The organism is Gordonia sp. (in: high G+C Gram-positive bacteria) (assembly GCF_049299075.1).
Lineage (GTDB): Bacteria > Actinomycetota > Actinomycetes > Mycobacteriales > Mycobacteriaceae > Gordonia.
Window position 1 is genome coordinate 1 of record NZ_JBAQWU010000003.1, and the last position, 11,146, is coordinate 11,146.

11 protein-coding genes are annotated in these 11,146 nt (G+C 67.2%); 5 read left to right on the forward strand and 6 right to left on the reverse strand.

All coding sequences use genetic code 11. The features are described from left to right. Both WAW85_RS00105 and WAW85_RS00110 read right to left on the reverse strand, forming a co-directional pair. On the reverse strand, positions 1 to 367 hold a 367-nt coding region (locus tag WAW85_RS00105), incomplete at its 3' end, for a PLP-dependent cysteine synthase family protein (protein WP_422557649.1). 62 nt (positions 368 to 429) lie between these two features. Next, the gene (locus WAW85_RS00110; protein ID WP_422557650.1) at positions 430 to 1,032 is read right to left on the reverse strand and encodes an energy-coupling factor transporter transmembrane component T family protein; all 603 of its coding nucleotides are present in this window, start codon (positions 1,030 to 1,032) and stop codon (positions 430 to 432) included. A gap of 65 nt (positions 1,033 to 1,097) precedes the next feature. On the opposite strand from WAW85_RS00110, the gene WAW85_RS00115 reads away from it, so the two are divergent. After that, positions 1,098 to 1,685: a dihydrofolate reductase family protein gene (locus WAW85_RS00115; protein WP_422557651.1), complete on the forward strand. Its 588-nt coding sequence runs from the start codon at positions 1,098 to 1,100 to the stop codon at positions 1,683 to 1,685. 79 nt (positions 1,686 to 1,764) lie between these two features. Here WAW85_RS00115 and WAW85_RS00120 read toward each other — a convergent pair whose 3' ends face one another. Together WAW85_RS00120 and WAW85_RS00125 are read right to left on the reverse strand one after the other, a co-directional pair. After that, the gene (locus WAW85_RS00120; RefSeq protein ID WP_422557652.1) at positions 1,765 to 2,445 is read right to left on the reverse strand and encodes an energy-coupling factor ABC transporter ATP-binding protein; all 681 of its coding nucleotides are present in this window, start codon (positions 2,443 to 2,445) and stop codon (positions 1,765 to 1,767) included. Positions 2,446 to 2,457: 12 nt separating this feature from the next. Continuing rightward, positions 2,458 to 3,039, reverse strand: coding sequence for a biotin transporter BioY (locus tag WAW85_RS00125; RefSeq protein WP_422557653.1), 582 nt, complete (start codon positions 3,037 to 3,039; stop codon positions 2,458 to 2,460). A 108-nt stretch (positions 3,040 to 3,147) separates the two neighbouring features. Between WAW85_RS00125 and WAW85_RS00130 the strand changes: the two genes are divergently transcribed. Continuing rightward, positions 3,148 to 4,362, forward strand: coding sequence for a hypothetical protein (locus WAW85_RS00130; protein WP_422557654.1), 1,215 nt, complete (start codon positions 3,148 to 3,150; stop codon positions 4,360 to 4,362). A gap of 3 nt (positions 4,363 to 4,365) precedes the next feature. Here the strand turns inward: WAW85_RS00130 and WAW85_RS00135 are convergent, their stop codons facing one another. Next, complete coding sequence (locus WAW85_RS00135) at positions 4,366 to 5,184, reverse strand: mycofactocin-coupled SDR family oxidoreductase (RefSeq protein WP_422557655.1); 819 nt, start codon at positions 5,182 to 5,184, stop codon at positions 4,366 to 4,368. Between the two features lie 209 nt (positions 5,185 to 5,393). Between WAW85_RS00135 and WAW85_RS00140 the strand changes: the two genes are divergently transcribed. From WAW85_RS00140 to WAW85_RS00150, 3 genes are all read left to right on the forward strand, one after another. Continuing rightward, positions 5,394 to 6,458, forward strand: a complete 1,065-nt coding sequence (locus WAW85_RS00140; RefSeq protein WP_422557656.1) for a transporter substrate-binding domain-containing protein — start codon at positions 5,394 to 5,396, stop codon at positions 6,456 to 6,458. A gap of 51 nt (positions 6,459 to 6,509) precedes the next feature. After that, a complete protein-coding gene (locus tag WAW85_RS00145) occupies positions 6,510 to 9,236 on the forward strand; it encodes a cation-translocating P-type ATPase (protein ID WP_422557657.1) in 2,727 nt (908 codons plus the stop codon). A gap of 79 nt (positions 9,237 to 9,315) precedes the next feature. After that, positions 9,316 to 10,146 (forward strand): SDR family oxidoreductase, encoded by an 831-nt coding sequence (locus WAW85_RS00150; protein WP_422557658.1) that lies wholly within the window; start codon positions 9,316 to 9,318, stop codon positions 10,144 to 10,146. 328 nt (positions 10,147 to 10,474) lie between these two features. Here WAW85_RS00150 and WAW85_RS00155 read toward each other — a convergent pair. Next, the coding region (locus WAW85_RS00155) for a DUF222 domain-containing protein (protein ID WP_422557659.1) at positions 10,475 to 11,146 on the reverse strand (672 nt) is incomplete at its 5' end.

Consider the following 11,146-nt stretch of genomic DNA (forward strand, 5'->3'; position numbering starts at 1 on the left):
CCTCGGCACCGGGGGTCAGGATCAGTTCGGCGCCGAAGGCACGCAGCAGCGCGCGGCGCTCCTTGGACATGGTTTCCGGCATGGCCAGCACCACGTTGTAGCCGCGGGCTGCGCCGACCATCGCCAGGGCGATGCCGGTGTTGCCGGAGGTGGCCTCCACGATGGTGCCGCCCTCGGGCAGGGTGCCGTCGGCCTCGGCGGCGTTGACGATGGCGACTGCGAGGCGGTCCTTGACCGAGTTGGCCGGATTGTAGAACTCGAGCTTGGCCAGGACGGTGGCCGCGGCGCCGTCGGTGATGCGGTTCAGTCGGACCAGCGGGGTGCGGCCGACAACCGTGGTCACGTTGTCGTAGATGTTCGCAGACACGGGAGAGTTCCTTACGGTGCGTAGGTCGGGGTACGTCGGTGATATACGTAGGTGACTAGAGCCTAGTCCAGCCCGCGGGCGGCCAGGGTGTCCGCGAAGCCGTCGGCGGTCGCCAAGGCGGCGAGCACGGCCGGAACCAGCAGGACGCGGGGGCTCGGGCGCAGACCGCGGGCTCGTCGTGCCTGGTCGACTTGCGTGAAGACTTCCGCGATCAGCGGGACCGAGCGGATTGTCAAGGCTAGAGCCATGGCAATTAAATCTGTCCGAACGCCGAGTTTTTCCAGCGGTTTCAGCAGCCGCAGCAGGGCCTCGAGGATGTCGGACGTGCGGGTGGTGAGGGTGACGACGGTGGCCAGACCGAGGGAGGCCAGCAGTACCGCGCACACCACGACTGCGCGCGCCCAGTCGGTGATCACCACCTGCATGGCGAAGATGAGAGCCACGATGAGCAGCGGGCCGCGCAGCATCGGCCAGGCCAGCCGCGGCCCGATACCGGCGAGGGCGAAGACGACGACGGTGCTCGCCACGGCCACCGCCGCGCCCACCGGGGTGGTCACCACGATCGCCAGGGTGATGACCGAGGCGAGGAGTGCCACGAGTTTGGGACCGGCCGCCATGCGATGCAGCGGTGACCGGCCGGGAACATAGGTGCCGAGCATCGCCATGGCACTTAAGTATGCCGGGTCGGTATCGGAGAGCCGATGTCGGCGGTACGGGGGATACTGGGGTGATGAATCTGGTGACGTACTCGTTGACGGTGTCGCTGGACGGCTACATTAAGGGCCCCGACGGCTCCTTCGATTGGGGGGTGCCCGGGCCGGAGACCTTCGCGGCGGCGACCGCCGAGGTGCGCGGTCTGGGCGTGCACCTGATGGGGCGGCGCCTGTACGAGACGATGCTCTATTGGGAGACCGCCGCGCAGGAGCAGGACCTCGACGATGCGGAGCGTGAGTTCGCGCGGATCTGGAATGCGTTGCCGAAGGTGGTGTTCTCCGCGACGCTGTCGCCCGACGAGCTGGTGGGCCAGGCGCGGCTGGCGCAGGGGGGCCTGCGGTCGGAGGTCGAACGGTGGCGGACCGTACTGCCGGACGGGGTGGATTTGGCGATCGGTGGCGCGCAGTTGGCGCACGCGGCGATGGCCGAGGGCCTGATCGACGAGTACCGGATCCGGGTGAGCCCGCTACTGCTCGGCGGTGGGACGCCGTACTTCGCGCGCGACGACCGGCGCGAGGATCTGGAGCTGATCGATTCCCGCGTGCTCGACGGGCAGTGCGCCTACCTGCGCTATCGGGTGCGCCAAGCGCCCGTCGTTCCCTGACTGCGTGCCCCTCGCTCCCTGACTGCGTGCCCGTCGCTCCCCGACTGCGTGCCCGTCGCTCCCTGAGCTTGTCGAAGGGTCAGGACATGAGTCGGCGGTAGAAGGCCAGGGCCCCGGCGGGGGTGTCGTCGGCGACGACGCGGCCGGCGTCCAGGACCAGCACGCGGTCGTAGTCGGCGAGCAGATCGAGGTCGTGGGACAGCACGATCAGTTGCTCGTCGAGGCCGGCGAGCACTTCGCGCAGCATGAGCGCGTTGCGCAGGTCTAGCATCGTCGTGGGTTCATCAGCGATCAGGATGGACGGTCCAATCACCATGATCGCGGCGAGCGCGAGGAGTTGTTTCTGGCCGCCGGAAAGGGTGTGTGAGGGCTGGTCGGCGTGGTCGGCGAGACCGAATTCGGCGAGGGTGGCCAGGGCGCGGTCGCGGCGCTCGCGCTTGTCGTCGACCACCCGGGTCAATGACAGTTCGATGTCCTCGCGGACGGTCGGCATGATGATCTGCCGGTCGGGGTCGGAAAAGATGAAGCCGACCTGCCGCCGGACCTGCCGTTTGTTTTTGGCAACGTGGAGGCCGTTGACGGTGACGGTGCCTGAGGTGGGCAGGATCAGGCCGTTCATCATGCGGGCGAGGGTGGATTTGCCGCTGCCGTTGGCGCCGACGATCCCGATGCGGTGCTCGGTGAGTTTCAGGGTGATCCCGGACAGGACCGGGCGGTCGCCGAAAGCGTGGGCGACGTCGTCGAATTCGATGGATCCCATGGCGGTCAGTGGTCAGGAATCGGTGGTGGGCCGCAGCGGGGCAATCAGGCCGGGGCGGCCCCGGTGGACGGCGGCCGCGACGAGGGCGGCGACGATGGCTTTGGCGACGTCGCCGACCACAAACGGGCCGTTGGTGGTGATGGTGGCGGCCACGCTCAGGTCGGTGCGGGCCAGCAGCCCGAGGACGCCGCACGCGTAGATCACCAGGACACCGCCGACCACGTTGATCGCGATGCCCTTCCAGATGTCGTACTTCGGCATCGCCAGTGCGGTGAGCAGTCCGATCACCAGCACGCCGGGCAGAAAGCCGAGAAAGTAGCCAGCGGTCGGTGAGCTCAAGGCGACGATGCCGGTGCGCCCGCCCGCGAGGATCGGCAGGCCGGCGATCGCCAGGACCATGAAGATCACGACGGTCAGCGTGCCCTTCTTCGGGCCGAGGACGGCGCCGGCCAGCATCACCCCGAGGGTCTGCAGCGTGATCGGGACGCCGCTGGCCAGATTGAACTGGCCGGGCAGACCGAGGACCACGATGATCGCGGCGAACACCGCGGACTGGGCGAGGTCGTTGACGGAAAACTTGAGGAAGCCGGGCACCCGCTCAGGGTAGTCAGGATCTGGCCCTGGCGGATCATCGGCCAGTGGGGGACCACCGATAGGCCGACGTATAATACGAGGTGTTAGCCCTAGTGGAGGAGAATTTCTGTGACGAGCGTTCAGCCCAAGACCGCGACCACCAAGACCGCGACCACCAAGACCGCGACCACCAAGACTGCCACGACGGACAAGACTGCCCCGAGTAAGGCTGCTTCCAGTCTGGCCGCTATCGGCGCGCGAACCATTCCCGAGTTCGACGGCGTGCACGAGGTGTGGCCGCGCGGGGAGCGGCTGGCAGCGGTGCGGGCGGCCGCCGAAAAGTACAAGGTGCGCTTCAAGGAGCAGGGCCAGGTGCGTGCGGTGAAGTCGGTCGACGTGGCCGCCGCCCCGTACCCGGTCGACTTCGCCTTCAACAGCGCGGTGTCGGTGCCGACCATGCCGCTGATCTCGATGATCAACCGGATGATCATCGTGCAGTACGACGACTTCGACGGCGTCGCCCGCACGCTGGTCTTCGAGCCGACGATGCCCGAGGGTTCGGCCGAGGCGCCGTTCTACCGGAACCTGCAGAAGTTGATCGACAAGATTCCGGGTGGCTCGTTCGTGCAGAAGGTGGTGCTGCAGTACTACGCCGAGCCCGACGACGTGCTCAAGCAGGTCGGCCTGACGCCGGAGGACATCGACTTCTGCACCTTCGATCACCTGCACGTGCAGGATCCGCGGATGATCCTCGGTTCCACCGAAGTGATCGAGGGCGAGACGAAGCCGCGTCCGGCGCTTTTCGGTGACGCGAAAATGCTGGTGCATTCGCGCGAGCTCGCGACCCTGGAGTCGCTGCACCCGATGCAGTGGGCCTGGTACGTCGACGGCGGTCTGGGCGGAGTAGACCCGGACAAGTTCGTCACCTTCGACGGTGACATCGAGCTTGGCCCCGGTATCGCGCTGCTGTGGACGCCCGGTCACACCGACGGCAACCATTCGCTGGTGATCAACACCCCCGACGGGGTGTGGGTCTCGTCTGAGAACGGCATCTCGCTGGACAACTGGCAGCCCGAGCTGTCCAAGATTCCGGGTGTGAAGGGCTACCACGAGAAGTACGGCCGCGAGATCTGCCCGAACGCGAACACGCTGGAAGATGCCCTCGACCAGTACGACTCGATGGTCAAAGAGAAGACGATGGCCGATCCGTGCAAGTCCGATCCGCGCTGGCTACAGATTCTGCCGTCCACCGAGCTCGCGCCGTGGAAGCGGTTCTGGCCGGTCGTCCCGACCTACGTCCACGGTGGCATTGAGTACGGAACGCTGACCCGCAAGCAGTCCTGAATCTCAGAAGTACTGGGAGCCGCCGTCGACGCTGAGGTGTTCGGCGGTCATGAACTTCGACTCGTCGGAGGCCAGGAAGGCGACGACGGCGGCGATCTCCTCGGGTTCGGCCCAGGTCTGGGCCGTAAACGTGGTGCCCATCGCGTTCAGTTTGGGGTTGGTGGCGCCGGTGCGTTCGAGTTCGGTGACCATGTCGCCGCCGCCCATCGGGGTGGCGACCCCGCCGGGGTGAACGCTGTTGACGCGCACGTTGTGCTGGCCGAGTTCGGCGGCGAAGGCGCGGGTCATGCCGGTGACGGCGTGCTTGCTGGTGGTGTACGGCACCATGAACGGCTGCACCTTTTTGCCGGCATAGGAGCTGATCAGGATGATGGAGCCGCCGCCAGCGTCGATGACGTGCTGTGCGGTGGCCATCACGGTGTTCCAGACGCCGCGCACGTTGATCGAGAGCACGTCGTCGAACAGTTCGCCGCTGGTCTCGTTCCAGACCACGGGGATGCAGATCCCGGCGTTGGCGACGACGGTGGTCAGCCTGCCGAGGGTGGCGACGGCGTCGTCGGCGATGGCCGTCATCGCCGCGAGGTCGCGCACGTCGGCCTGGGCGGTGATGACACGGGCGCCAGCCGCCTCGACCAGGCGGCCGGTTTCGGCGAGGTCGTCGGGGGTGGCCGACTCGTAGGGGACGCCAGCGGGGAGCGGTCCGGCTAGGTCGACCGCGACGATGTCGGCGCCCTCGGACGCCAATCGCACGCAGTGCGCGCGGCCCTGGCCGCGGGCCGCTCCGGTCACGAGGGCTACTTGTCCGTCGAGCCGTCCACTCATGTCAATCTCCTCTGTCTGTTGGTTGCTGTCTGTTGGTTGCTGTCTGTCGGTTGCTGTCTGAACCCGTGGGGTCGTGCTTCTACGGTAGGCGTGTCGCGATTGCGACGGTTGCCGATATCGCGGAGTCGTCCCGGTTAGGGTTCTGCTCATCGGGGAACGATCAGGAACGAGAACAGAAGAGGTGCGGCGTGCGGTCACGGTGGGGCGCGTTGCTAGCCGTCATGATGCTGGTGGCGATCTGGTGCGGGGTGCCGGTCGCGTCCGCCGCGCCGCGGGAGGTGTCGGTTGTCACCCACGACCTGACGCCGTTCGCGATGACCACGGGCGCGGTGCGGTCCGGCTTCGCCATTGACCTGTGGGAAGAGATCGCCAAACGGCAGCAATGGTCCACCCGTTACGTGCAGGTGAACGACGTCGACGAGCAGTTGCAGGCGGTCGCCGAGAACCGGGCAGATGTGGCGGTCGGGGCCATCTCGATCACCGCCGAACGTTCCCGCGTCTTCGACTTCTCCCAGCCGACGTTGAATTCGGGACTGCAGATCGTGGTTCCGGCGGGGGCGCAGGAGGCGTCCCATCCGGGGCTGATGAGCTTTCTGGACTTGCTGTTCTCCAAGTCGATGCTGGTGTGGTTGTTCGCCGCCCTGATGATCGCCATCGTGCCCGCCCACATCGCCTGGTTGCTGGAGCGACGGCACCCCGGTTCGATGGTCGACAAGCGCTACTTTCCCGGCATATTTCAGGCCTTCGGCTGGGCGCTGGGCGGGCTTACCAGCAGTAACGACGAGAGTCCGCGGCACTGGATCGTGCGCAGTCTGGCCACGCTGTGGGCTTTTGTCGGCATTATCTTCGTCGCCTTCTACACTGCGACGCTCACCGCGAGTCTGACCGTGGAGAAGTTCGAATCGAAGGTGGCTGGCCCGGCTGACTTGTTCGGCAAACAGGTCGCCACCGTGGGCGGGACCACCTCGGCGGAGTTCCTGCGCAGCCTGGGTATCGCCGCCACGGACATGGCGAACGTCGACGAGGCTTTCGCGGCGCTGCGCGACGACGGCTACGACGCGGTGGTTTTCGATGCGCCGGTGCTGCAGTACTGGGTGGCCCACGACGGTCAGGGCATTGGCGTGATAGCTGGCCCGGTCTTCGAGCCGGAGGACTACGGGATGGTCTTCGGTGATGGCGACAATCTTCGTAAACAGGTCGACGACGCATTGCTGATGATGCGCGAGGACGGCACGTACGATCAGATCAAACAGAAGTGGTTCGGCGTGAGCTAGCCAATGGCCCGGCGGCGCGCGACGGAGGAAAGTCGATCCGGAGGGAAGTCGATGACGCAGCTCGCCGCGGAGCAAGTGCACACGCTCAGCCCGGATGCGGTGGTCGCCGAGCTGGATGTGGATGTGGCGCAAGGCCTTTCCGTCGGTGAGGTGACCCGGCGGCGGGCCGCCTTCGGATCGAATGTGCTGCTCGAGGCGTCGGTGGAACCGGCGTGGCGCAAGGTGCTGCGGCTGCTGGCGGACAAGATGACGCTGGTGCTGCTGGTGGCGGCCGCGGTGAGTGCGGGGGTCTCGCGCGAGTGGGAGACGCCGGTGGTGATCCTGCTGGTGATCACCTTGAACACGGTGCTCAACTTTGTGCAGGAGGCGCGCGCCGAGGAGAGTCTGAAGGCGTTGCGGACGATGTCGGTGGCGCACTCGCGGGTGCGCCGCGGCGGCGTCGAGTTGCAGGTCGAACGTCTGGAGTTGGTGCCCGGCGACGTGGTGCTGTTGGAGGCCGGGGACGCGGTGCCCGCCGATGGCCGGGTGGTGGAGGCGGTGCGGCTGCAGGTGGCCGAGTCGGCATTGACCGGTGAATCGGCTCCAGTCGATAAGACCGTCGAGGCGCTCGACGATCCGGATCTGCCGGTCGGGGACCGCACCAACATGCTCTACAAGAACACCGAGATCACCCGGGGGCGGGCGGTACTGGTGGTGACCGCGACGGGGATGGACACCCAGATCGGCAAGATTGCCGACCTGCTCGGTGCGGCCGGTACCGATAAGACGCCCTTGCAGCGGCGCATCGATCAGCTGGCGACGATGCTGACCGCGGTGGCCATCGTGGTGGTGGTGATTGTCTTCATCCTCGGGCTGGCGCGCGGGGACTCGTGGTCGGAGCTGCTGCTGACGGCGGTGTCACTGGCGGTGGCGACCATTCCGGAGGGTCTGACCGCCGTCGTAGCGTTCACGCTGGCGCTGGGGGCGTCGCGGCTGGCCAAGCGCGGTGCCATCGTCAAACAGTTGGCGGCGGTGGAAACCTTGGGCAGCACCACCCAGATCGCCACCGACAAGACCGGCACGCTGACTCTCAACCAGATGACGGTGCGGCGGTTTCTGGCCGGTGGGCAGAGTTTCCGGGTGACCGGCGAAGGCTATTCGACGGCCGGCACCATCCTCACCGACAGTGATCAGCCGCTGCCGGACTTCCGCAGCATCTACCTGGCGATGGCGCTGTGCAATGACGCCTCGGTGACCGATGGGACGCTGGTGGGCGACCCCACCGAGGGCGCCTTGGTGGTGCTGGCCGAGAAGGGCGGCATCGATGTGCCCGGTGCCCGGGCGAGTCTGCCGCGCATCGCCGAGGTGCCCTTCGATTCGGCGTACAAGTTTATGGCCACTTTCCACCAGGACGCCGGGGGCGGCCCGGTGCGTTGCTACGCCAAGGGTGCGCCCGGCGTGCTGCTGGCCCGCTCCGGATCGGTGGCGCAGGCCGGTGGGGCGCGGCTGATCACCGACGAGGTGCGCGCGCAGATCGGCGACGCGGTCGACGACCTCGCCCAGCAAGGCCTGCGGACGCTGGTGATCGCGGGAACCGCCCTCGACGGGCTGCCGACCGATCCGGATGCCCTGTTTGCGGCCGTCGACGATCTGGTGGTGTACGCGGTGGTGGGCATTCTGGACCCGCCGCGGCCGGAAGCCCGCGAGGCCATCGCCGTCGCCCATCAGGCCGGGATCGGTGTGCACATGATCACCGGTGATCACCTGACCACTGCGTCGGCGATTGCGGCAGATCTGGGGATCGGCGGCGAGTCGATCTCCGGGGCCGGTCTGGACGATCTCGACGATGCGCAGTTGGAAGCCGAGGCCGCCGGGTTCGGGGTGCTGGCCCGGGTGTCGCCGGAGCACAAGATTCGCTATGTCACGGCGCTGCAGGAGGCCGGGCAGGTGGTGGCGATGACCGGCGACGGGGTGAACGACGCGCCCGCGCTGAAACAGGCCGACATCGGGATCGCCATGGGCATCACCGGCACCGACGTGTCCAAGGGCGCGGCCAAGATGATCCTCACCGACGACAACTTCGCCACCATCGTCAGTGCCATCCGTGACGGCCGCGGCATCTACGCCAACATCATCAAGTTTGTGAAGTTCCAACTCACCACCGCGTGGGGTTTTGTGCTGATCTTCTTGATTGCCGGGGTGTTCGGGATCGCCGGGGGTGCGCCGTTCACGGCGCTGCAGATTCTGTTGGTGAACATCATCATGGATGGTCCGCCGGCGCTGGCGCTGGGCGTCGATCCGACCGAACCGGACGTGATGCGCCAGAAACCGCGCCCGCCCAGCGAACGGCTACTCGATCGCAACCGGGTGCTGCGCATTCTCGCGCTGGGTGTGGTGATGGCGGTGGGCACCATTCTGGTGCTGATCTACGCCGACGACATCTTCCCCGACAGCGCCGGTGATCCGCGGTTCGTGACGACGCTGGCATTCACCACCTTCGTCTTCTTTCAGATCTTCAACCTGCTGAACGTGCGGTCCGAGCGGGGCTCGGTGTTCTCGCTGCAGACCTTTACCAACTACGCGATTTGGATCGCGATGGTCGGGGTGGTGCTGGTGCACATTGCGGTGGTGAATGTGGGGTTCTTCCAGAACCTGTTCGACACCACCGCCCTCACCGGTAGCCAGTGGATGTTCGCGGTGGCGGTTGGCTCGTCGGTGCTGTGGGTGGAGGAGATCCGCAAGGCGGTAGTGCGGGCGATGGTGCGTCGGAATCCGGCGGAACCGGCGATCCTCCCGTAGGTGGCGATCCTCCCGTAGATTCGGTGGCGCAGCAGAATCGGTGGTCTAGTGCGCCGGTCGAAATGAAGGAGTTGGAGCCGTGAGCAACGTCGTCATCATTACCGGGGGAGCCGGCGGGATGGGCCTGGCCACCGCGCGGATCATGGGCAGCGATCACACAGTGGTCCTGACTGACGTCGGGGCCGAACGGCTCGCCGCGGCGGCCGCCGAGCTGACGGCCGACGGCATTGACGTGGTGACCGTGGAGACCGACATCACCGATCGCGGGGCGGTGACGGCGCTGGTGGAGCGGGCGCGGCAGGCCGGGGAGTTGCGGGCGGTGGTCCATGCGGCCGGGGTGAGTCCGCAGATGGGCGATCCGGAGTTCATTGTGCGCGTGAACGCGCTGGGCACGGTGTATTTGAACGAGGCGGTCCTGCCGTATGCGAGCGAGGGGTTCGCGATGGTGAACGTGGCGTCGGTAGCCGGACACATGCTCCCCGGGGTGCTGGTGCCGACCCGAGCGTTTCCGTTGGCGAGCACCCAGCCGGAAGCGTTTGTGCAGAAGCTGGTGCGCCGCGCCGGACTGTTCCGCGGTCAGCGCAGCGGCGTCGCGTACTCGTTCTCCAAGGCGTTCGTGATCTGGTACAGCATGTGGATTGCCGAGCGGTTCGGAGCGGTGGGCGCCCGGGTGGTGTCGGTGTCGCCGGGCACCGTCGACACCGACATGGGCCGGTTGGAAGAGCAGAGCGGTTCCGCCGGTCTGCTGGAGCCCGCGGCGCTGAAACGCTACGGGCGGCCCGCGGAGGTCGCCGAACTGCTGGCCTTCCTGGCCTCGGAGCAGGCCGGCTATGTCACCGGTACCGACGTGCTGATCGACGGTGGCACCCGCGCAGGCATGCTGACCCACGGCGCCAAGATTCCGCGATAACCGGGCGGCCGGTAGGCACCGGCCGATGGACATCAGCCGGCCGGTGGGCAGGGGGAGGCCGGGCACTCCGCTGGTGCCGGTCCTCCCCGGATTGTCCCGGGCGTCGATATGAACTTCTCAAATAACGCGCACCCTCCCCGGGTGTGGGGAGAGCGTGGTCTGTGGTTTCGACTCGGGCTCCTGCGTCGCCCGGCTCAACCATCGAATCCGGTGGTGGCTTCGACAGGCTCAGCCATCGGAAGGAGCGAGTCTGCTGCTGCCTGCGCTTGTTGTGTCGCTGCCTGAGCTTGTTGTGTCGCTGCCTGAGCTTGTCGAAGGCTCGAGGCGGTTAGCAGGCGTGGGGGAGGTTGGTGAGGGTGCGGCGGGTGTTCGATGGGATGGGTTCGCGGTGGCGCTTGGGGTGGGCGGGGTCTGCTGGTGGGCGGAACCAGGGGTGGCGGTCGGGTCCGAGGAACACCTCCCAGCTTTCGTGGTGGATGACGGTGTGGTGCATGCGGCAGAGCAGAACGCCGTTGTCGATGCAGGTGGTGCCGCCGTCGACCCAGTGGGTGATGTGGTGGGCGTCGCACCATTCGGGTGGGCGGCCGCAGCCGGGGAAGGCGCAGCCGCGGTCGCGGGCTTTGAGGGCCTGGCGCAGTTTCGGCGGGAACAGGCGGGCGGTGCGGCCGACGTCTAGTGGTGCGCCGTGCGCATCGAGGTGGATATCGGTGCGGAAGGCATCGCAGGCCACCAAGTCGGCGGTGGTGGCGGTGACCGGTCCGGTGAAGCCGAGCAGGTCGACGGTGCTGCCCGTGGTCTCGGGTAGCGACCCGGCGGCCGGGCGCAGCAGGGTCACGTGTGGGAGTGCACCGCCCGAGCTAGGGCGGTCGGTGCCGGCCAGGTAGGTGCGCACGATCTGGCCGAGGGCGTCGCCGCGGCGGCGGCTGGCCGAGCGGGGGTCGGGTGACCCGTCGGGCAGTGGGATGGGTTTGCAAAGCGGGTCCAGGGCGGTGTGCAGTTC

Bases quoted from the DNA above. Each gene is read 5' to 3' on its own strand.
- WAW85_RS00110 (WP_422557650.1), bottom strand. From the start codon at position 1,032: ATGGCGATGCTCGGCACCTATGTTCCCGGCCGGTCACCGCTGCATCGC.
- WAW85_RS00115 (WP_422557651.1), top strand. From the start codon at position 1,098: ATGAATCTGGTGACGTACTCGTTGACGGTGTCGCTGGACGGCTACATT.
- WAW85_RS00120 (WP_422557652.1), bottom strand. From the start codon at position 2,445: ATGGGATCCATCGAATTCGACGACGTCGCCCACGCTTTCGGCGACCGC.
- WAW85_RS00135 (WP_422557655.1), bottom strand. From the start codon at position 5,184: ATGAGTGGACGGCTCGACGGACAAGTAGCCCTCGTGACCGGAGCGGCC.
- WAW85_RS00145 (WP_422557657.1), top strand. From the start codon at position 6,510: ATGACGCAGCTCGCCGCGGAGCAAGTGCACACGCTCAGCCCGGATGCG.